The organism is Pseudobutyrivibrio ruminis HUN009 (assembly GCF_000703005.1).
GTDB lineage: Bacteria > Bacillota > Clostridia > Lachnospirales > Lachnospiraceae > Pseudobutyrivibrio > Pseudobutyrivibrio ruminis_A.
Genome location: NZ_JNLH01000001.1, coordinates 2,143,439 through 2,164,832, shown reverse-complemented (window position 1 = coordinate 2,164,832; position 21,394 = coordinate 2,143,439). Strand labels below are relative to the sequence as shown.

Below are 21,394 nucleotides of genomic sequence, written 5' to 3'. Positions count from 1 at the left end.
GGAGGAAATATGCGTAATAGTACAAAGAAAATTTTAGGTGTAACAATCTGTATATTACTTGCATTATTCTGTGGTTTAGCTCCACTCGTAAAGAAGGGAGCTTCTGGTAAGTCTTATGTTGCTAATGCACAAGGCTTTGGAGGTAACATCGAAGTTACAGTATTTGTTGATGGTGATACTATCACAGACATTACTTATGATGCTCCTGATGAAACACCTTCAGTAGGTGGTGTAGCATTGAGCAACTTAAAGACTCAAATTATCGAAGAGCAGAACAGTAATGTAGACGTTATCGCTGGTGCTACATACAGTTCTACAGGTTTCCTTGAGGCTGTAAATGCAGCTCTTAATGAAGCTGGTGTTGTTGCTGATGGTTCTAACGGTTCAAAGACAGTTGCTGAGGATTACGAAGGAACTGCTGATATCGTAGTTATCGGTGGTGGTGGAGCTGGTATGACAGCTGCTATCAGTGCTGCAGAGGAAGGAAAGTCAGTTATCCTTCTTGAGAAAAACTCAATTCTTGGTGGTAATACTGCTCGTGCAAGTTCTGGTATGAACGCTGCAGAGACACATTACGAAGAAGAGCAGGGCGTTGAGGATTCTGTTCAGTCATTTATCGATGATACAATGGCAAGTGGTAAGAACATGAACGATCCTGAGCTTGTAAAGGTATTAGCTGAAAATACATCAGGTGCAATTGATTGGCTTGATTCAGAGGGTATCGAATTAAACGGACCTCTTGCTACCATGGGTGGTTTAAGTGCTAACCGTACACATAGACCAGTAGATGCTGACGGAAACATCATTCCAGTAGGTTCTTACCTTGTAGATAAGCTTTCTGCAAGAATGGATGAGCTTGGAATCGAAGTACATACAAACACAGCTGCTACAGAAATCATTATGGAAGATGGTAAGGCTGCAGGCGTTAAGGCTACAGGCTCATCTGGAAACAATGTTACAATTCATGCTGATGCTGTAATTGTAGCTACAGGTGGTTTCGGTGGTAACATGGATAAGGTTACAGAATATCGTCCTGACTTAGAAGGATACATTTCTACAAACGTTACTACAGCAAGTGGTGATGCTATTGATTTCTTAGGAGATCTTAATGCTGATTTTGTTGATCTTGATCAGATTCAGCTTCATCCTACAGTAGTTCCTACAGATGGTACATTAGTTGGTGAGGCACTTCGTGGTGATGGCGCTATCCTTGTAAACAAAGAAGGTCACAGATTCTTCAACGAGACAGGTACTCGTGATGAAGTATCTGCTGCAGAAATCGAGCAGCCTACAGGTAATGTATGGCTTATCGTAAACCAGGATATGTACGAGGGTTCTGCTGTTATTTCTAAGCTTGAAAAGGGTGGTTACCTTGTAAATGGTGAGACTCTTGATGATCTTGCAAAGGCTATGGAATTTGATGCTGATGCAACAGAAGCTTTAAAAGAGACAGTAGCAACATGGTCTGGCTATGTTGCATCTGGTGTTGATGAAGACTTCGGTCGTGAAATCGGCGCTGTAAAGACAGATCTTTCTTCTGGTCCTTACTATGCAGTAAATGTTGGACCTGGTATCCATCACTGTATGGGTGGTGTTAAGATTAACACTTCTGCAGAGGTAATTGATACTGACGGCAATCCAATCGAAGGCCTATATGCTTGCGGTGAGGTTACTGGTGGTATCCACGGTGCTAACCGTCTTGGCGGTAATGCTGTTGCTGATATCGTTGTTTATGGTAGAATCGCAGCTGAAAGTGCAATTGAATACATCGAGAAATAAATAAATTCTTTATCATGCTCCTCGTTTTTACGGGGAGCATTTTTTTTGTTAACAAACGAATAAATATTTGTTAAAATTATCTTTGCTTTTTTAATTATTTCTACCGGAGGAATTTGATGATATTTATTAGAAATCAATTTCACATAGCGTTTTATGCGGCAGCATTAGCAATTTCAATTTCGATTTTATTATTTACTCTTTTACAGAAAAGAACTGATAAAGCACAAAATAGATGGTTTTTATTTTTACTTTTAATTATTACACTTAATTCAATCTCAGAGATTTCTACAGCTGTTTTTGAAATTATCGGAAATGAATCCGATTATAGCCATTTTATGCTATTGGCGTCACAAAATTCCTATTTCATTTTGCATACAGCTCTTTGCCCAGCACTTTATAACTATGTATGTAGCGTAACTGGAAAAAACCGCAGAAGAGAATTTGCCAGAGGAATACTTTTACAGGTTCCTTTTTTTATTACAGAGTTTCTAGCTATATTAAATCCTGTATTTAATTGGGTATTCTATTACGATGAAAATTTAGTATTCCATAGAAACAATGCCGAGCTGGTTATTTATTGGGCAGCAATTTTTTATTTCATTCTTTCTATTTTTGAAATTTTATTTGCCTGGAAGGCTGTTACAAAAAGAAAGAGTATAGCTTTAATATATTTCTTTTTTATTACCTTTGCAGGCGTGTATATTCAATACAAATTCATTGATATTAAATTCGAATTGTTGGCAGAAGCCTTAGCTCTAATGGGTGTTATGCTTGCGATAGAAAGTGAAGATAATAGAATAGATGCAGACACTCATATTTACAATAGACTGGCTCTGCAAGCGGATTTAAATAACATTCTTACTATGAATGAAAAGGCAACCATTATATTTATTAAAATATTGAATGCCAAAACTCTCGAAAGAATTACTCGTTCATCTAATTATGATTTGCTGACAACTGAATGTGCGGAGTTTTTAAAAACACTTGTCCCTAGGTATAAAATTTATCATCCAATTAAAGAGACTTTCATTATTGTTTGCGATAAAAGCGACTGCAAGCATATAGACAACTTGACAAACGCTATTACAAATCGCTTTAACAACGTTTGGAATATAGCAGAAGCATCTATAAAACTAAATGCTATCGTTTTAAAGGCTGATACATCCAATGAATTATGCTCTGTAGATGATATTATGTACATTTCGGACTCTATCATTCCTTCCACAATTGCTGCAGAAAATATTATGGATTGGATTTTACGTAGATCCGAAATTGAGCAGGCTATTAAAAGAAATATTATTAATGATAATCTTGAAGTTTACTACCAACCAACAGTTTATCTAGATGACTATAGAATTCATGGAGCTGAAGCGCTTCTCAGAATGCAGGACAATACAATCGGATATATTTCTCCAGAGGAATTTATTCCAATTGCAGAACAAATCGGTTTAGTTGAACACATGGATGACTTTGTGCTTCGTGAAGTATGCCGTTTTATTAAATACGACATCGAACCAAAGGATAATATTGATTGCATTAATGTAAATCTATCGGTTATTCAATGTCTTAGTCCTGGATTCTTTGAGCACATTAAAGGAATTGTTGATGAGTATGGAATAGATCATTCTATGATTAACTTTGAAATTACTGAAACAGTAGGAGCAGAGGATTATGATGTTCTTTCTATCGTTGCTCACAACTTGAAAGCTGCAGGATTTTCAATATCGATGGATGATTATGGAACCGGCTATTCTAATATGGAGGGTATTTTCTCTCTAGATTTTGACGTTGTAAAAATTGATAAGACCATTTTATGGAATGCGGAGAATGACAAGCGTGGAAAAGTTATATTAGAGAACACCGTAAAGATGATTCATGATTTAGATTGCAAGGTTTTAATAGAAGGTGTTGAATCTGAAAAACATCTTAATATGTTAAAGAAACTTAATGTGGATTATCTTCAGGGGTTCTATTTTGCAAAACCAATGCCAAAGTCCCAATTTATTGAATATCTGCGAAAATAGTGTTATTATGTACCGGATAATATTTCGGGGGAAGAATATGTACGGTGTAGATTTTACAAAAAAGAAGAGAGTTATTGTTAAGGTCGGCTCGTCAACCATAACCCATGATGCAACTGGAAATATCGATTACACAAAGTTGGAGCGTTTAGTGCGTCAGCTTTGTGATTTGCGTGCTCAAGGCAAGGATGTATGTCTTGTGTCTTCAGGTGCAATCGCAGTTGGTCGATATGCAATCGGTTTAAAGGAACGTCCTTCAGATTTGGCTACAAAGCAGGCCTGTGCATCTATTGGGCAAGCTTATCTTATGTCGGTTTATCAAAAGCTTTTTTCTGAGTACAATCAAAGAGCCGGCCAGATTCTTATGACCAAGAAAACAATGACTGATCCAGAATCCAGAGAAAATGCTCGTAATACATTTGAACAGTTATTTAATCTTGGAGTTATTCCTGTCGTAAACGAAAATGATACTGTTGCAACCCATGAAATTCAGTTTGGTGATAATGATTCATTATCAGCTATTGTTGCAGCACTTGTAAAAGCTGATGCGCTTATTCTTTTATCGGATATTGATGGTCTTTATACTGACAACCCAAACACTAACCCTAATGCTGAGTTTGTGCCAGTTGTAAAGGATATTGATTCTGTCTTTGAAATGGCTTCTTCTGACAGTACATCAAATGTCGGTACGGGAGGAATGACTGCAAAACTTAGAGCAGCTCAAATTGCTACATATTCTGGTGCAGATATGGTTATTACAAACGGCGCACACATAGGAAATATTCATCGTATTTTCGAAAACAAAGACAAGGGCACACTCTTTACTGCAAATAAAAGAGATGATGTTCATGTATTAGATTTATTAGAGGATTAATTATGATTACAGAGAAAGATATCGCAAGAATTAATGAACTTTACCATAAGCAGAAAGGTGAAGGTCTTACTGATGCAGAAAAAGCAGAGCAGGCTAAGCTTAGAAGAGCATATATTGATGCAATCAGAGGCAACATCAGAACCCAGCTTAACAATATTGATATAGTAGATGAAAATGGTAAGGTAGAAAACCTTGGCGAAAAATATGGAAGTAAGTCAAACTAATAATGATATTAGATTAACTTATAAATGCATTAGAGATGGTATTTCAATTTCAGAAAGAAATCGACTGTCATCCCTTATTAGTAAAAATGTTTTGGCTCTTTTAGAATCTGATTTTAAAGGAGCTAATATTTTTTTATGCTATTATCCATTTGGAAGCGAAGTTGATTTAAAACAGTTATATTCCATTTTATTACAGCAGGGAAAGCATCTATATTTCCCAAAATGTGATAAAAAGAATCATCAGTTGTATTTCTATGAAATAGTCGATTTAGAAATGGATTTTTCTATTGGTTCATACAATATTATGGAACCGAAATCTGACATAAATTTACTTACTGATTTCAATCAGTCAATTATTTCTATAACCCCAGGGTTGATATTCGATAAAAAGCTTAATAGAATTGGTTATGGAGGCGGCTTTTATGATAGATTTTTCGAAAAGCATCCAGAAATAACAAGCATTGCGCCTTGCTTTTCAAAGCAGCTGGCGGAGACTATTCAAATCGAATCCCATGATATACCGATGGATTATATTGTTACTGAAAACTTGGTTTTGAAAGGAAGTAGATCATGACATTAATTGAGCAGGCAACAAAAGCAAAGGCAGCAAAGTATAAAGTAGCTTTATTATCTACCGAGGCAAAAAACAAAGGGATATTAGCGGTTGCTGATGCCCTTGTTAATAATAGTGCAGATATTATTAGTGCTAATCAAATCGATATGGCTAACGGTGAGAAAAAGGGATTATCTCAGGGATTATTAGATCGATTAAAGTTAGATGAATCTCGAATTAGTGGAATGGCAGAGGGATTGCGTCAGGTTGTAGAGCTTGAGGATCCAATCGGAAAAATCACCGAAGAATGGGATAGACCTAACGGGCTTCATATAGCAAAAAGACTTGTTCCAATTGGTGTTGTTGGTGTCATTTACGAGGCACGACCAAATGTTACTGCAGACGTATTTGGTCTTTGTTTTAAAACTGGCAATGCAACTATATTAAAAGGCGGCTCTGATGCTCTTGAATCAAACAAGGCTATCGTAAAGATTATCAGGGACACTCTTGAGAAGGAAAATCTTCCAGTTGATGCTATTACATTAATCGAAGATACTACAAGAGAGTCTACCAACCAGCTTATGCGCATGAATGGATATGTAGATGTTCTTATTCCTCGTGGCGGAGCAGGCTTAATTAAATCAGTTGTAGAAAATGCTTCTGTTCCTGTAATTGAAACAGGCTCTGGAAACTGTCATATCTACGTTGATTATGATGCCGATATCGACATGGCTATATCTGTTATTGAAAATGCCAAAACACAGAGAATAGGCGTATGTAACGCCTGTGAATCTCTTGTTATACATAAAGATATAGCAGCCAAGCTACTTACTGCATTAAATGAAAAGCTTAAAGAACATGGTGTGAAAATTTTTGCTGATGCAGCCTCAAAGCAGTATCTTGAGGGCTCACTTGATGCAACAGAAGAAGATTTTGGTAAAGAATATTTAGATTATATTATTTCTGTCAAGACTGTTTCCTCTGTTGAAGAAGCTATTGAACACATTAATAAATACAACACAGGACATTCTGAATCGATTATTACCAATGACGAAGCAAATGCTAACGCATTTTTAGATGGCATTGATGCATCCTGTGTATATGTTAATGCTTCTACTAGATTTACAGATGGATTTGAATTTGGATTTGGAGCAGAAATAGGAATTAGCACTCAAAAACTTCATGCGAGAGGCCCTATGGGACTTTTAGCATTAACAAGTTATAAATATACAATCCGTGGTAACGGACAAATTAGAAAATAGTTAGGAATTAAAATGAGTATTACAGATTTATTAAACAATGCTCCAACAGAGGAGCCAGAACGTCAATATTATTTCATTAAGGAAGCTGCAAAAATTGTAGCTGAAAGAGAAGCAGAGCTAGGAAGAAAGCTTACTTGCTGCGTAGTTACATTTGGTTGCCAGATGAACGCGAGAGATTCTGAGAAGCTTCTTGGTGTTCTTAAAGAAATTGGTTATGAAGAAACAACAGATGAGAATGCTGATTTTGTAATTTACAATACATGTACTGTTAGAGAAAATGCAAATAACAAGGTGTATGGTCATCTTGGCATTCTTCACGGTTACAAGAAAAAGAATAAAAATATGATGATTGGTCTCTGTGGTTGTATGATGCAGGAGCCTACTGTTATCGAGCATTTACAAAACAACTACAAATTTGTAGATTTAATTTTCGGAACACACAACCTTTACAAGTTTGCGGAGTTATTTACAACAGCGTTACTTAATAAAAAAGGTATGATTATTGATATCTGGAAGGACACAGATAAAATCGTAGAGAACCTTCCAATTTCTAGAAAATACCCATTCAAATCTGGTGTAAATATCAGCTTCGGATGTAATAATTTCTGTACATATTGTATCGTGCCTTATGTTAGAGGAAGAGAGCGTTCAAGAAAGCCAGAGGATATCGTAAACGAAATTAAGGCATTAGTTGCTGATGGCGTTGTTGAAATTATGCTTCTTGGCCAGAATGTTAACTCATACGGAGTAGGTCTTGAAGAAAAGGTGACATTTGCAGAGCTTCTTAAGATGGTAAATGATATCGAAGGTCTTGAGAGAATTCGTTTCATGACTCCTCATCCAAAGGATCTTTCAGACGACCTTATTGAGGCAATGGCTACACTTCCAAAGGTATGTAAGCACATGCATTTGCCTCTTCAGTCAGGAAGCAGTGAAATTCTTAAGAAAATGAACAGACGCTATACAAAGGAGCATTATCTTGGCTTAGTAGAAAAGCTTAGAGCTCGCATTCCTGATGTAGCTATTACTACGGATATTATTGTTGGCTTCCCTGGCGAGACAGAAGAAGATTTCCTTGAGACAATGGACGTAGTAGATAAAGTTCATTATGATAGTGCATTTACATTTATCTATTCAAAGCGTACTGGAACTCCAGCCGCTACAATGGATAATCAGGTTCCAGAAGACGTAATCAAGGACAGATTCGATAGATTGCTTGCTTTAGTACAAAAACATGGACACGAAAAAGTAAAATCACTTGAAGGAACAGTTCAAAAAGTACTTGTTGAAGAAGTAAATGAGCAGGATTCTTCATTGGTATCAGGCAAGCTTGAAAACAATACAACAGTACATTTCCCAGGAGATGCATCTTTGATTGGAAAAATCGTTGAGGTTAAGTTAAACTGTTGTAAAGGATTTTATTTTATTGGGGAGAAAATATGATAGCATTCATTCGAGGCACACTTACTGATATTGATGGTAACGTCATTATCGTTGACAATAATGGAATAGGTTATGGTGTTAATTCTTCAATGAATACCATTGGCAGTCTTCCTGCCATTGGTTCAGAAATTAAGCTTAACACCAAGCTGATTCCAAAAGAGGATTCTCTTACTTTATATGGATTCTATGACAAGGAGGAGCTTAAGATGTTTGAGCTTCTTCTTTCTGTCAGCGGAATTGGGCCTAAGGGGGCACTAGCGATCCTTAGTTCCATGACCGTTTCAGACATTCGTTTTGCTGTGGCAGGTGGCGATTCAAAGGCCTTTGCTAAAGTTCCTGGAGTAGGAAAGAAAACAGCAGAACGAGCAATAATCGATTTAAAAGATAAAGTTGATATTGTTGATGCGTTCGAAGGTAAGCTTTCGGCTGGCCAGACTAATATTGCCACTACTTCAACCGTAAAAGAAGAAGTATTAGAAGCACTTGTAGCACTTGGCTATTCACCAAGCAACGCTGCTAGAGCTTTAGATAAGATGACAATAACAGACTCTACAACCACAGAGCAATTACTTTCAGATACATTGAAACAAATGTCATTTATTTAAGGGTGAGAATATATGCTTTCAAACAAACAAATAACATCTACAATTGCATCTCACGAAGATTTAGTTACAGACAATGCTCTTAGACCAAAGAGCTTTGATGGCTACATTGGTCAGAATAAAGTCAAAGAGAACATGCAAATATATATCGAGGCTGCAAAAAAGCGTGGTGAGGCACTGGATCATGTACTTTTATATGGACCTCCTGGCCTTGGAAAAACCACTCTTGCAGGGATTGTAGCTTCAGAGATGAATTCAAATATCAAGGTTACATCCGGCCCGGCAATTACTATACCGGGTGAGATAGTAGCAGTTCTTATGACTTTAAAAGATGGCGATGTATTATTTATCGATGAAATTCATCGTCTTTCAAAGCCAGTAGAAGAGACTTTATATTCCGCAATGGAAGATTTTGCTGTAGATATTGTTATGGGCAAGGATACTACAGCCCGTTCAATTCATACAAAATTACCACGTTTCACTTTAATAGGAGCCACAACAAGACCTGGTCTTTTGTCCGCTCCACTTCGTGATAGATTCGGAATAATCGGCCATATGGATTATTACACTCCTGAGGAATTGTCTACAATCGTTACAGCTTCTGCAGGAAAGCTTGATGCTCCTATTGATTATGAGGGTGCATACCAAATTGCTCTTAGATCAAGAGGAACCCCACGTTTGGCCAACAGATACTTGAAACGAGTGAGGGATTACGCTGAGGTAAAATTTGATGGTGTTATCACAAAGGATGTAGCTGCCGCCACACTAGATTCTTTAGAGGTTGACACTTTAGGATTGGATAATAACGATAGAAACATTTTGCTTGCCATTATTGAGCGTTTTAATGGAGGACCAGTAGGTCTTGATAATCTTGCTGCTACAGTAGGAGAGGATTCAGGCACAATCGAGGATGTTTACGAGCCATATTTGCTTCAAAATGGCCTAATTATTCGTACTCCAAAGGGACGAGTTGCAACAAAAGAAGCATACGAACATTTTCACATGCCAATTCCAGAAAATGTAATGTGAAAATCTTGTTTTTATGCAAAATAATATATATAATTATAGGTGATTTTCTAGAGGGAGGATGCGGTATATGGTTTCCGAGAAGAGCGCAAAAGTGCTTATAGGCGGAAAAGTTTATACGTTGAGCGGTTACGAAGAGGAGGAATATCTTCAGAAGGTTGCCAACTACATAAATTCAAAGCTTGACGAGTTTAATTCAATAGACGATTACAAGCGTATTTCTGCTGATTTAAAGGCTACTTTGCTTGAGCTAAATATTGCTGACGATTACTTCAAGGCGAAGACCCAGGTTGAATCCCTTGAATCTGATTTAGATATTCGTGATAAAGAAATTTACAATCTCAAACACGATTTAATATCAGCACAGCTTAAGACAGAGACTTTAGAAGAAACAATTACAAAGCTTGAAAGGGAGAACAAGGAGCTTCTTCTTCACAAGACAAAGCTTGAGGCTTCCCTAGAGGATGCCCTTCTAGGTTCTATTTCAGATGAATAATAATTGGGTCCCTTGATGGGGCCCTTATTTTTTGAGGATATCTATGAATAAATTAGAATTACTTTCGCCAGCAGGCGATTTACAAATATTTAAGGCTGCTATCAATTCAGGAGCTGATGCAGTTTATTTTGGTGGTGATTTATTTGGCGCTAGAGCTTATGCTAAGAACTTCTCAATCGAAGACGCCAAAGAGGCTATTAAATATGCTCATTTGCACGGAGCGAAGGCTTATCTTACTGTAAATACATTACTTAAAAATCTTGAAATCGAAGGAAAGCTTTACGAATACCTAAAAGCATACGTGGAAAATGGAGTCGATGCATTTATCGTTCAGGATTTTGGTGTATTTAATTTCATAAGAACATATTTCCCGGATACGCATATTCATATGAGCACTCAGGCCAGCCTTTGCACAGAATATGGCGCCAGGTTTTTCGAGGATTTAGGAGCGTCACGTATTGTTACAGCTCGTGAGATATCTATCAATGAAATTAGCAGGATTCATAGCGCTTGCCCTGATTTGGAAATCGAGTCTTTTGTTCATGGTGCTCTTTGCGTTTGCTATTCCGGACAGTGCTTGATGTCATCAATTTTAGGCGGAAGATCTGGTAACAGAGGAAGATGTGCTCAGCCTTGTAGACTTCCATATGAAGCTTTTGATGATAAAAATAAAAAGCTTAACAAAAAAGGAAATTACATCCTTAGCCCTAAGGATTTTTGTACTATAAAGTATCTTCCGGAAATGATTGAAGCAGGTGTAATGTCTTTCAAAATCGAAGGAAGAATGAAGCAGATAGACTATGCAACTGGAGTTTTATCTGTATATAGACATTATATAGATCAGTATTTGTACAAGGGTGCTGCTAATTATTCTGTATCAGATGAGGACATAACACGTCTTTTAAATTCGGGAAACAGAAGCGGATTTACAGATTTATATTTGCATTCCCACAACGGCCCTGAAATGATTACTTTCGAAGCTCCTTCTCATACAAAAGCGGAACCAACTAATGCAGAAATTACAGAAAGAAAAATAAAAGTTAACTGCAAGGTTAGTGCAAATCTAGGAAAAGAGCTTCAGGTAATATTTACCGATGAAAACGGAAACGAGGGAAAGTTTGTCGGAAATATTATTGAACAGGCTCAAAATAGAGCTACAAGTAGAGAAGATATCGTAAAAGCGATATCTGGTCTGGGAAATACATCATTTGAAATTGATAAATTAAACATTGATTATGATGACGATATTTTCTTGCCTGTTTCAGCTTTGAAGAATGCCAGAAGAGAAGCCATTGCAAAGCTTACTGCTGTATTATCTACTGAGAAGAATAAAATAGTAGTTCCATTTGAGGAATTAAAGGTCCCTAACAATATTCAGGCTTCACCAAAGGCTTTCATCACATTGCTAAAAGAAGAGCAGATTAAAGCATTGAAAAACTTTGATTTTATTGATGCTATTGCGGTTCCATCCCATTTATTTGAGACTGCAAAACAATATTTTTCTGGCAAAGTATATATTTACCTGCCAGCAGTATTTAGAAGCAGCAAAATCAACTCTTTAGATATAGACGATAGAGCAGACGGTGTAATAGCAGCAAGCTACGATGAGCTAGGTTATTTATCTAGTATTGATTACCCTCAGAAAAAAGTAATACTGGACCACAGGTTATATACATTCAACAACCGAAGTGTTAAAGCATTTGAAAATCTTGGATTCAATTATAGCTGTATCCCTTATGAGCTTTCATTAAAAGAATTAAAGCACAGAGATAATCATAATTCTCAGATGATTATTTACAGCCGTATTCCTATGATGATTACAGCTAATTGTACTGTTAAGAACACTATCGGATGTAAAAAGGCTAACAGCCAGATTACACTAGTAGACAGAAAGAATGAAAACTTGATTGTTGCTTGTGATTGCACCAACTGCTATAACACAATCTACAACAGCAAGAAATATATGGCTTTTGATTTAAAGGATGAATTGCTGACACTTGGCGTAAAAGAATTCAGATTGGATTTTACTGTTGAATCTGAATCAGAAACCGAAGAAATACTTAATCTTTATAAAGATGTATTTATCAAGAATCAACCTTTTAAATTCAAAGAAGACTTTACTAAAGGACATTTAAAAAGAGGAGTAGAATAACGTTGGTTAGCGTTCTGATAACTTTTTCCAGAATAACAATTTTAATATTTATAATGGTGTTTACACTATTAGATGTTATACAGATATTTGAGGCAAAAATCGGCGAAGATTTATCGGGGATTTTATCTACTATTCAAGCTATCATGGTAGTCTGTTTTTTGATAAATGGCTCCGTCATTTTATACTATGTAAAAGAAGACCCTAGAATTATTCTTTTGGCTATCTTTCAGCTGGCTTTATTTGTTGCAATAAGCATATCAATGACCAAACTAAACTATGGCAAATCTGGAGCTCTTTTAAATAATATGTTGATGCTTCTAAGCTTTAGTTTTATTGCACTAGAAAGACTTGATATGAGTAGGGCAACCAGACAGTTTGTTTTTGCCATTGCATCTGCAGGATTTGCTATATTAGCCATGCTGGTACTTAAAAATATCAAGCATATCAATCGAAAGCTATTTATTTTTGCCCTTGTTGGCATAGCGCTTCTTTTAATAGTGCATTTCACAGGAAAGGTGGAGTATGGCGCAAAACTATCCCTTTCCTTTGGAAGCATAAGTATACAGCCTAGTGAATTTGTAAAGCTTACTTATCTATTCTTTATCAGCGGTTGTATAGTGACATATAAGGATATACGCGGCTTTTTATTCTCTTCAATTGGAGCAGGATTGCATGTTATAGTTCTTGTATTATCAAGAGATTTAGGAACTGCAATGATTTTTCTTGTTGCTTATGTGTTCATGATATTCATAGCTTATAAGAACTATATAGTTTTATCTTTAGAGTTTATTGTTGCTGTTGTTGGTGGAATATATGCATACAATAAATTTCCTCATATTCAATCCAGATTTATTGCGTGGTCGGACCCTTTATCTGTCATTGATGATAAGGGATATCAGATAACACAATCGTTATTTGCAATTGGCTCAGGAGGTTGGTTTGGATCTGGTCTTACAAACGGTCAGCCAAATAAGATTCCGGTTGTTACTAAGGACTTTATCTTTGCAGCTATCTCAGAAGAATTAGGGGCAGTTGTAGCTATATGCTTAATAATTATTGTGATGTGCACCAGCATTATGCTTTTTAATAGAGCTTTTGCATGTTCTAACAGCTTTTATATGTTGGTTATCAATGGAATCGCAATTATTTTTTCGATTCAAGCTATATTAAATATTGGCGGCGTAATCAAATTTATACCATCCACAGGTGTCACCTTACCTTTTATCAGCTATGGTGGCAGCTCGCTACTTTCAATGTTTATTTGTTTTTACATCGCACAGTGTTCTGATGAATTAATATATATAAACAAAGGCAGAAGACGTTATGACTAAAAAGAAGACTACTAAGAAAGCAATCAGAAAAGAAATATATGTTATAGCAATCATGTTTGCCATGGTCTTTATTGCTATGATTGTCTATCTTTCCTACTACGTAAAAGAAGGAGCAAAGGATTTTATTTATAACTCTTATAACTCAAGATTTTCTGCTTTTTCAGATGATGTAACAAGAGGTAGCATATATACCGCTGATGGGCATATTATAGCCAAGACAGGTTATGATGATACAAAGCAGGAAATACGTGTATATCCAGATGAAAGGCTGTTTAGCCACGCTGTAGGCTATGTCGACAAAGGGATGGCAGGCTTAGAGGCTTATTACTCATTTGACCTATTGAAAAGCCACATTTCACTTAAGGATCAGATTAATAATAATCTCAGTGGCAAAAAAAGTCCTGGTGATGATTTATACACGACATTTGATTATGAAACTCAGCTTGCTGCTTACGAAGGCATGGGAATGTATGACGGGGCAGTAATAGCAATCGAGCCTTCTACAGGAAAAGTAATTGCGATGGTATCAAAACCTGATTACGATCCAAACACAATTGCAACATATTGGGATGACATAAATAGTGAATCAAACAATAAATCAGTGCTTTTAAATAGAGCTACACAAGGAGCATATCCTCCTGGTTCAACATTTAAAATTGTTACCACTATAGCCTATTTAAGAGCTAATAATGGTAACTCAGATTTTAGCTACAATTGCAATGGTTCTCTTAAAGTAGGGGATTTTACAATTCATTGTAGTAGTAATAAATCTCATGGTTCCGAAAATCTGTTAAAAGCATTTTCAAATTCCTGCAACAGCGCATATGCATATATGGGAATAAATCTAGATAAAGAAGAGTTCTCTGAAACTGCAGAGGAATTATTATTTAATGATACTTTGCCTACACAGATTGAAACCACCAAAGCATCCAACTTTTCTCTTGAAAACAGTGATGAAAAGCTTGTAGGCCAAACAGCTATAGGCCAGGGTAATACTACAGTTTCTCCTCTTCATATGTGCATGCTCGTATCTGCAATTGCCAATGACGGCGAATTAATGGAGCCATATTATGCTGATAGGTTAGTTAGCGCCGAAGGAGATATTGTTAGTCAAACAGATGAAAAAAGCTACGGTAAGATAATGTCTGATTCCGAAGTAGCTCTATTAAATGAATACATGGAAGCTGTTGTAATGGATGGAACCGCTGATAGCGTAGATTTCGGCAATTTAAAAGTTTATGGTAAAACTGGAACAGCAGAGTATACTACCAATAAAAGCATCACTCATTCCTGGTTTGTAGGATATGCAATAGATAATACTGGAAAAGAACTGGCTATTGCTGTTATAATGGAGGGAGCAGGATATGGAAGTAAGCATGCAGCTCCATTGGCAGCAAAGGTTTTTGATGCATATTTCCAGTAATACATTATCTTAGAAAAATAAAATCAAGATATAGTGAAAAAATCATTGCAATTTACAATTTGCTTTGCTATAATTCGATTGTTGCGTTTAGTCAATGCAATTTGTTTTTGAAATAAATTACAAGGAGGTGCAATCATGGCAAAATGTGCAGTTTGTGGAAAAGGCGCTCATTTCGGTAACAATGTGAGCCATTCTCATAGAAGATCCAATCATATGTGGAAGTCTAATGTGAAGTCCGTTAAGTGTAATGTGAATGGAACACCTAAGAAGTTATATGTATGTACTTCTTGTTTACGTTCTGGCAAGGTTGAGCGTGCTTAATCTTACACACGATATTGAAAGTCACTCGGAAGGGTGGCTTTTATTTTTTGTTTTAGGCATTAATCCTTACTTTCATTTTTAGTAAACATAGTATATAATGTTCTCATCATGAGTAAATATGCGAATTTGGAGGTAATTTTATGCAAGGTCAAATGGAAACAGAGCTTGGTAAGATTGTTATAGACACAGATGTTATTGCTACTTATGCCGGTTCAGTTGCAGTAGAGTGCTTCGGCATTGTAGGCATGGCTGCTGTCAATATGAAAGATGGCTTGGTTAAGCTTCTCAAGAAAGATTATTTAAATCACGGAATTAGTGTCAATATCAATGAGGACAACACAATTTCGTTAGATTTTCATGTTATTGTTTCATATGGTGTTAGCGTTGCTGCAGTAGCAGAGAACCTCATCGAAACAGTAAAATATAAAGTTTCGTCTTTTACTGGTTTAACTGTTGATACAATCAATATCTACGTTGAAGGCGTAAGAGTTATTGACTAAGGAGGATTTATACGTGGAGATTCAAACTATCGATGCGTCTTTATTATCAAAGATGTTCCTTTCGGGCGCAAAAAATCTTGAATCTAAAAAGGAATGGATTAACGAATTAAACGTTTTCCCAGTTCCTGATGGTGATACAGGTACAAACATGACTATGACTATCATGTCTGCAGCAAATGCTGTAATGGAACTTCAGGATCCAGACATGAAGACATTGTCTAAGGCTATTTCATCTGGCTCACTTAGAGGCGCTAGAGGTAATTCTGGTGTTATTTTGTCTCAGCTTTTCCGTGGTTTCACAAAGGTTATTTCAAGCCACGACGAAGTTGATATTCCACTTTTAAATGAGGCCTTTGAAAAGGCTGTTCAGACTGCTTACAAGGCAGTTATGCAACCAAAAGAAGGTACAATTCTTACAGTTGCCCGCGCTGCTGCTGACAAGGCTGCAGAGATGGCTACAAAGACAGACAATATTGTAGAATTTGCTGAGGCTGTTATAGCAGAAGCAGAGGATACACTTGCAAGAACTCCAGATATGCTTCCAGTTTTGAAGCAGGCTGGTGTTGTAGATTCAGGCGGACAGGGTCTTGTTCAGGTTCTCAAGGGTGCTTACGATGCCCTTATCGGTAAGGAAGTTGATTACACATCAGAGGCTGTAGAAGCTCCAAAAGCTAAGCCAGCTATCTCTAAGTATGCTGTAGAGTTCGTTATCGAATCTGAGAAGCCACTTGCTTCATACCAGATTAAAGAATTAAAAGCTAAGTTAGAGAAGTTAGCTTCTGGAAAGGTTTCTGAGCTTACTATCACAGAGGCAAATTCTGATGAAGTAGTATTTTCTAGCGAAAAAGAAGATGTTAAGGAAGAGGCTCCTAAGTTTACAGAGCCAGCAAAGGAAATGGGATTTGTTTCAATTGCTACAGGTGAAGGTCTTACATCTATCTTTACAGAGCTTGGCTGTGACTACATGATTCCAGGTGGTCAGACAATGAATCCTTCTACAGACGATATTCTTTCAGCTGTAGAAAAGGTTAATGCAAAGACAGTATTTGTTTTACCAAACAATAAAAATATCATTCTCGCAGCAAATCAGGCAGCTGCTATTTGTGAGGATAAAAAGATTATCGTTATCCCTACAAAGACAATTCCTCAGGGAATTACAGCTCTTATTTCATTCGCTGCAGACGCTAGCGTTGAAGATAACCAGGCTGCCATGACAGAGGAAATCTCTAATGTTAAGACTGGTCAGGTTACATACGCTGTTCGTGATACTGTTATTGATGATAAAGAAATCAGAAAAGATGACTGGATGGGTATGGGCGATTCAGGCCTCCTTTCAGTAAATGCTGATATTTCAACTGCATTCCTTGAGATGATCGACGAGATGGTTTCTGATGATTCCGCTGTAGTTTCTATCTACTGGGGTGAAGGTTCAAATCAGGATGATGCTCAGGCTCTTGGAGACAAGGTTCTTGAGAAGTATTCAGATCTTGAAGTTGAAATTTCAGAAGGCGGACAGGCTGTTTACGCATACATCGTTTCAGTGGAGTAATATTATGGAGTTGTTATCACCGATTGACACTATTAAGGGCGTTGGAGAGAAGACAACTAAATTATTAAACAAGTTAGGAGTATATACCATAGAGGATATACTCCTTTTTTTTCCGCGTACCTATTTAATTTATCCGGAAGTATCGATGCCAAACAAAGATAACGTCAATTCACTTGTTAGCATAGCTGGGCGTATCAAGACAAGCCCAAAGATATTTCGAACACGAAACAAACTGGATGTATTATCAGCAACAGCTTATGTGGATGATGTGGCAGTTGATTTAGCTTGGTTTAATTCGAATTATATTAAATCCAGCCTGGAGCCAGGCAAAATATATGTTTTCTACGGAAGGCTATTATTTGACAAGGGTCGATACAAGATTACACAGCCTTTAATACTTGAAAGAGATAAATACGAGGAAATCCGTAAGCAAATACAGCCTATTTATCATTTAACTAAAGGCCTAAGCAACAATCTTGTATTAAAATCAGTTAAAAGTGGATTTGAGCACTGTAACATTCCAGAAAACAGGTTGCCTGAGGATATAGAATCAAAAAACGATTTTATGTCATATAAGGATGCGATTTACGCATATCATTTTCCTAAGGATTTCGATGAGCTGGTAAAAGCACGCCGTCGCCTTGCTTATGAAGAAATGTTTTTCTTTATACTTAATTCCCGTTTGCAGGAAGAAAAAGGCGTTTCATATCCTAATATATTCAACATCACACATCATCAGGAAACAGACGATTTTAGAAACTCATTACCATTCGCTTTAACTAATGATCAATTAAAGGTCATTGATGACATTTCTAGTGATTTGACAGGAGAATACATTACTCAGAGGTTAATTCAAGGTGATGTAGGAAGTGGTAAAACCATCGTTGCCTTTTTGGCTATGTTGGATGTTGCATTATCTGGATATCAAGCAGCAATCATGGCGCCTACAGAAGTGCTTGCAAAGCAGCACTACGAAAGTTTCAAAAACTGGGTTGATGATGCTGGATTAGATATTCCTGTAGCTTTATTTACTGGTTCTATGAAAGTTTCTGAAAAGAAAGCTATGCAAAAGCTGGTGGATGAAAATGAGCGATGCTTAATCATTGGCACCCATGCATTGATATCAGAAGGCAGATCTTTCGGAGAATTGGCATTAGTAATCACTGATGAACAGCATAGATTTGGCGTACAGCAACGAGATAAACTTTCCTCAAAAGGAAATCATCCGCATATTGTTGTTATGTCAGCGACCCCCATTCCTAGAACCCTGGCTATGATTCTCTATGGAAATATGCATGTTTCTGCAATCAAGGAACTTCCAGCTAATCGATTACCTATAAAAACATGTGTAATCAAAGAAAGCATGAGAGCAACCGCTTACAAATTTGTTTCCGATGAGATTGCAAAAGGGCATCAGGTATATATAATTTGCCCACTTGTCGAGGCATCAGAAACAACCGAAACGCAAAATGTTACGGATTACAGTAAAAAGCTAAAAGAACACTTTAAAGACAAATATCAGATTGGTGTTTTGCATGGAAAAATGAAGCCTTCTGAAAAGAATCAGGTAATGGATGATTTTGCTAATCATAAAACTGATATATTGGTTTCTACAACTGTTGTAGAGGTTGGTGTCAATGTTCCAAATGCAACAGTTATGATGATTGAAAATGCCAATAGATTTGGTCTTGCAGCCCTGCATCAATTAAGAGGCAGAGTTGGTAGAGGTGACGCCCAAAGTTACTGTATTTTAATGAATTCAAGCTCAGATAACCAAGAATCAGAGCGCTTGAATATTATGCTTAAGTCAAATGACGGCTTCTATATCGCCAGAGAAGATTTAAAATTACGAGGCCCTGGAGATATGTTTGGAGTTCGACAAAGTGGCGAGTTTAGCTTTAAGGTTGCCGATATTTATCAAGACGCCGACGAGCTTGAAATGGCATCCTCTGACGTAGACGACATATTAAAAAAAGACCCAGAACTGGAAAATCATCCAGCTCTAAGGTCTACATTAAACTCATTCTTGGCTAATCAATTTTACGTGCTCTAATGTAGGAGTGGCCATGAGAGAGTAATTAGTGTAATAAACTACAAAGCCTGCTACAGCGCTAGCGGGCTTTTTTACATTCTTTTTTTGCAAGTAATCTATCTCAACCTTTTGAGAATCGCGACCAGAAGAATAGTAAGCGGCCAACTCTGCAGCATATTCATATGTACTGTCTGGTAATTCCTTACCATTTGTTTTAACAATTACATGGCTGCCATGTATCTTTTTTGTATGGAACCACCAATCATTTCCAGTAGCAAATTTAAAAGTAAGCTCGTCATTTTGGTAGTTGTTTTTGCCAACATAAATATCGAATCCATTATCATCAACAAAATGCAAAGGCTTACTTTTCTTGATTTTTTCTTTTTTATTACCAGAATGCTTCTTAATGAATCCATGATCAGATAATTCACGTCGAATTTCAGCTAAATCTGTTTCATTTTCAGCGATATTTAAAGCAGCTTCGATAGATTTAAGAAGCTCTAGTTCCTGCTTAGACTGTTCAATATAAATATTGAGAGCTTCGGCTGTTCTTTTTAACTTTGCAAATTTGTCAAAGTATTTCTTTGCATTTTCTGTGGCTGATAAATCTGGGTCGAGAGGAATAGTCAGTTCTTTATTGTCGTAATAATTTATAACAGTTATTGATTTGTCATTTGGCTTTGCCTCGTAGCCGTAAGTATGAAGCATTTCACCATAAATCTTGTATTTATCGCGTTTTTCTGTGTCTTTTTGCTGCTTTAATTGTAAATCCAATTTTTTAGAAGCACGCTCAATATGGTTGTTTATGATTTTACGCAAATCTGAAGACTTCTGACGAATGTTTGTATATTGATTACGCTTAGCATAAAACTCTATCAGAACCTCAGACATTGTATCAAATGATTTCGACTCCATGTCTTGATACATTGTAAGTGTAACAGGAGCATATTCTAGCGGCTTTCCATTTGCAGCATCTACAATGATATTATATGTGTAATTGTTGTTTCTGATATCATCCATTAAACCTGAGAAACTAGCCCAAAGCTTTTCTTTATGTTCATCAAAAAGAGAAGCGCAGCTTGCATCAGAATCTATCCCTGCTCTGAAACAGATTTCGTTTGCAATTGTTGGGCTGATGCCAATATATGATGACATTAATGCTTTGAACACCGACTCACTTCTTTTGAGAACTACACTTTTAAATGCATTCTCAGAAGAATCCAAAGGATTAGTTTTTCCTTCCTGAGCAGGAATGAAATAATCACGTCCTGGTAAAACTTCGCGTACAGAACTTACAGATGAAGGAATATGCTTGATAGAATCAAGAATCATATTGTCTTCGTTGCAAAAGATTATGTTAGAGTGTTTACCCATAATCTCAATATAAAGATATTTGTATGTAATATCACCCATTTCGTTTAAATGCTGGATTTTAAAACGAACCGCACGTTCCATTCCCATTTGTGAGATTTCAATGATTCTTCCTGCGCCTATGTGCTTTCTAAGAAGCATGCAAAATCCTGGAGCTTGTGCTGGTGCAGTTTTATTCTCATCTGTGATATACATAAATGGAAGAGAAGCGTTTGCTGATACTAACAATCGTTTGTTTCCATTTTGAGTATTTATAGTAATCAATAATTCCTCTTTTTCAGGCTGAGATATTTTATTGATTTTTCCATTCAAAAATGTCTCGTTAAATTCATGTACTAATGCATGAATAGAAATACCATCTAATGCCATTTTCTTGTCCTTTCAAAGTAGTAGTACTTCATCCTTTATTGTTGACTATCATGATACATTTAATTA

Annotated in this window: 18 protein-coding genes; 17 read left to right on the top strand and 1 reads right to left on the bottom strand. The window is 36.6% G+C overall.

The genetic code is table 11. The annotated features are described in order from the left end of the window. The first annotated feature begins 9 nt into the window (after nucleotides 1–9). From BO15_RS0109790 to recG, 17 genes are all read left to right on the top strand, one after another. The gene (locus BO15_RS0109790) at nucleotides 10–1,779 is read left to right on the top strand and encodes a flavocytochrome c (protein WP_033154151.1); all 1,770 of its coding nucleotides are present in this window, start codon (nucleotides 10–12) and stop codon (nucleotides 1,777–1,779) included. A 116-nt stretch (nucleotides 1,780–1,895) separates the two neighbouring features. Continuing rightward, on the top strand, nucleotides 1,896–3,803 hold the full coding sequence (locus BO15_RS0109785; protein ID WP_033154150.1) for an EAL domain-containing protein: 1,908 nt from the start codon (nucleotides 1,896–1,898) through the stop codon (nucleotides 3,801–3,803). Nucleotides 3,804–3,840: 37 nt separating this feature from the next. Further along, entirely contained in the window at nucleotides 3,841–4,674 is an 834-nt protein-coding gene (gene proB / locus BO15_RS0109780; protein ID WP_033154149.1) for a glutamate 5-kinase, read from the top strand. Nucleotides 4,675–4,676: 2 nt separating this feature from the next. Beyond that, nucleotides 4,677–4,898 carry a DUF896 domain-containing protein gene (locus BO15_RS0109775; RefSeq protein WP_330372025.1) on the top strand — a complete coding sequence of 74 codons (222 nt, stop codon included), beginning with the start codon at nucleotides 4,677–4,679 and terminating at the stop codon, nucleotides 4,896–4,898. Further along, nucleotides 4,879–5,472: a 5-formyltetrahydrofolate cyclo-ligase gene (locus tag BO15_RS13290; protein WP_052169879.1), complete on the top strand. Its 594-nt coding sequence runs from the start codon at nucleotides 4,879–4,881 to the stop codon at nucleotides 5,470–5,472. The genes BO15_RS0109775 and BO15_RS13290 overlap by 20 nt, the downstream gene beginning before the upstream one ends. Then, nucleotides 5,469–6,713, top strand: coding sequence for a glutamate-5-semialdehyde dehydrogenase (locus BO15_RS0109765; protein WP_033154148.1), 1,245 nt, complete (start codon nucleotides 5,469–5,471; stop codon nucleotides 6,711–6,713). Before BO15_RS13290 ends, BO15_RS0109765 begins: the two co-directional genes overlap by 4 nt. Before the next feature lie 12 nt (nucleotides 6,714–6,725). Next, a complete protein-coding gene (miaB, locus tag BO15_RS0109760) occupies nucleotides 6,726–8,156 on the top strand; it encodes a tRNA (N6-isopentenyl adenosine(37)-C2)-methylthiotransferase MiaB (protein ID WP_033154147.1) in 1,431 nt (476 codons plus the stop codon). Next, nucleotides 8,153–8,761, top strand: a complete 609-nt coding sequence (ruvA, locus tag BO15_RS0109755) for a Holliday junction branch migration protein RuvA (protein WP_033154146.1) — start codon at nucleotides 8,153–8,155, stop codon at nucleotides 8,759–8,761. The genes miaB and ruvA overlap by 4 nt, the downstream gene beginning before the upstream one ends. A 12-nt stretch (nucleotides 8,762–8,773) precedes the next feature. Further along, nucleotides 8,774–9,787, top strand: a complete 1,014-nt coding sequence (gene ruvB / locus BO15_RS0109750; protein ID WP_033154145.1) for a Holliday junction branch migration DNA helicase RuvB — start codon at nucleotides 8,774–8,776, stop codon at nucleotides 9,785–9,787. Between the two features lie 67 nt (nucleotides 9,788–9,854). After that, nucleotides 9,855–10,280: a cell division protein ZapA gene (locus tag BO15_RS0109745; protein WP_033154144.1), complete on the top strand. Its 426-nt coding sequence runs from the start codon at nucleotides 9,855–9,857 to the stop codon at nucleotides 10,278–10,280. 43 nt (nucleotides 10,281–10,323) lie between these two features. Continuing rightward, complete coding sequence (locus tag BO15_RS0109740) at nucleotides 10,324–12,432, top strand: peptidase U32 family protein (RefSeq protein WP_033154143.1); 2,109 nt, start codon at nucleotides 10,324–10,326, stop codon at nucleotides 12,430–12,432. Between the two features lie 53 nt (nucleotides 12,433–12,485). After that, nucleotides 12,486–13,763 carry an FtsW/RodA/SpoVE family cell cycle protein gene (locus BO15_RS0109735; protein ID WP_167541223.1) on the top strand — a complete coding sequence of 426 codons (1,278 nt, stop codon included), beginning with the start codon at nucleotides 12,486–12,488 and terminating at the stop codon, nucleotides 13,761–13,763. Beyond that, nucleotides 13,756–15,186, top strand: coding sequence for a peptidoglycan D,D-transpeptidase FtsI family protein (locus tag BO15_RS0109730; RefSeq protein ID WP_033154142.1), 1,431 nt, complete (start codon nucleotides 13,756–13,758; stop codon nucleotides 15,184–15,186). Before BO15_RS0109735 ends, BO15_RS0109730 begins: the two co-directional genes overlap by 8 nt. 135 nt (nucleotides 15,187–15,321) lie before the next feature. Then, complete coding sequence (gene rpmB / locus BO15_RS0109725) at nucleotides 15,322–15,507, top strand: 50S ribosomal protein L28 (RefSeq protein WP_015549663.1); 186 nt, start codon at nucleotides 15,322–15,324, stop codon at nucleotides 15,505–15,507. A 140-nt stretch (nucleotides 15,508–15,647) separates the two neighbouring features. Next, nucleotides 15,648–16,007 carry an Asp23/Gls24 family envelope stress response protein gene (locus BO15_RS0109720; protein ID WP_033154141.1) on the top strand — a complete coding sequence of 120 codons (360 nt, stop codon included), beginning with the start codon at nucleotides 15,648–15,650 and terminating at the stop codon, nucleotides 16,005–16,007. A gap of 13 nt (nucleotides 16,008–16,020) precedes the next feature. After that, nucleotides 16,021–17,556 carry a DAK2 domain-containing protein gene (locus BO15_RS0109715; RefSeq protein WP_033154140.1) on the top strand — a complete coding sequence of 512 codons (1,536 nt, stop codon included), beginning with the start codon at nucleotides 16,021–16,023 and terminating at the stop codon, nucleotides 17,554–17,556. 4 nt (nucleotides 17,557–17,560) lie between these two features. After that, nucleotides 17,561–19,609, top strand: coding sequence for an ATP-dependent DNA helicase RecG (gene recG / locus BO15_RS0109710; RefSeq protein WP_033154139.1), 2,049 nt, complete (start codon nucleotides 17,561–17,563; stop codon nucleotides 19,607–19,609). Here the strand turns inward: recG and BO15_RS0109705 are convergent. Beyond that, nucleotides 19,577–21,328 (bottom strand): Rqc2 family fibronectin-binding protein, encoded by a 1,752-nt coding sequence (locus tag BO15_RS0109705; RefSeq protein WP_033154138.1) that lies wholly within the window; start codon nucleotides 21,326–21,328, stop codon nucleotides 19,577–19,579. The two genes, recG and BO15_RS0109705, sit on opposite strands and share 33 nt — an antisense overlap. Nucleotides 21,329–21,394: the final 66 nt, after the last annotated feature.

Excerpts from the sequence above, each read along its gene's own strand:
- BO15_RS13290 (WP_052169879.1), top strand. The coding sequence starts at position 4,879 with ATGGAAGTAAGTCAAACTAATAATGATATTAGATTAACTTATAAATGC.
- rpmB (WP_015549663.1), top strand. The coding sequence starts at position 15,322 with ATGGCAAAATGTGCAGTTTGTGGAAAAGGCGCTCATTTCGGTAACAAT.
- recG (WP_033154139.1), top strand. The coding sequence starts at position 17,561 with ATGGAGTTGTTATCACCGATTGACACTATTAAGGGCGTTGGAGAGAAG.
- BO15_RS0109730 (WP_033154142.1), top strand. The coding sequence starts at position 13,756 with ATGACTAAAAAGAAGACTACTAAGAAAGCAATCAGAAAAGAAATATAT.
- BO15_RS0109705 (WP_033154138.1), bottom strand. The coding sequence starts at position 21,328 with ATGGCATTAGATGGTATTTCTATTCATGCATTAGTACATGAATTTAAC.
- BO15_RS0109775 (WP_330372025.1), top strand. The coding sequence starts at position 4,677 with ATGATTACAGAGAAAGATATCGCAAGAATTAATGAACTTTACCATAAG.
- BO15_RS0109735 (WP_167541223.1), top strand. The coding sequence starts at position 12,486 with ATGGTGTTTACACTATTAGATGTTATACAGATATTTGAGGCAAAAATC.
- miaB (WP_033154147.1), top strand. The coding sequence starts at position 6,726 with ATGAGTATTACAGATTTATTAAACAATGCTCCAACAGAGGAGCCAGAA.
- BO15_RS0109740 (WP_033154143.1), top strand. The coding sequence starts at position 10,324 with ATGAATAAATTAGAATTACTTTCGCCAGCAGGCGATTTACAAATATTT.
- BO15_RS0109720 (WP_033154141.1), top strand. The coding sequence starts at position 15,648 with ATGCAAGGTCAAATGGAAACAGAGCTTGGTAAGATTGTTATAGACACA.
- ruvB (WP_033154145.1), top strand. The coding sequence starts at position 8,774 with ATGCTTTCAAACAAACAAATAACATCTACAATTGCATCTCACGAAGAT.
- BO15_RS0109790 (WP_033154151.1), top strand. The coding sequence starts at position 10 with ATGCGTAATAGTACAAAGAAAATTTTAGGTGTAACAATCTGTATATTA.
- BO15_RS0109785 (WP_033154150.1), top strand. The coding sequence starts at position 1,896 with ATGATATTTATTAGAAATCAATTTCACATAGCGTTTTATGCGGCAGCA.
- BO15_RS0109745 (WP_033154144.1), top strand. The coding sequence starts at position 9,855 with ATGGTTTCCGAGAAGAGCGCAAAAGTGCTTATAGGCGGAAAAGTTTAT.
- ruvA (WP_033154146.1), top strand. The coding sequence starts at position 8,153 with ATGATAGCATTCATTCGAGGCACACTTACTGATATTGATGGTAACGTC.
- proB (WP_033154149.1), top strand. The coding sequence starts at position 3,841 with ATGTACGGTGTAGATTTTACAAAAAAGAAGAGAGTTATTGTTAAGGTC.
- BO15_RS0109765 (WP_033154148.1), top strand. The coding sequence starts at position 5,469 with ATGACATTAATTGAGCAGGCAACAAAAGCAAAGGCAGCAAAGTATAAA.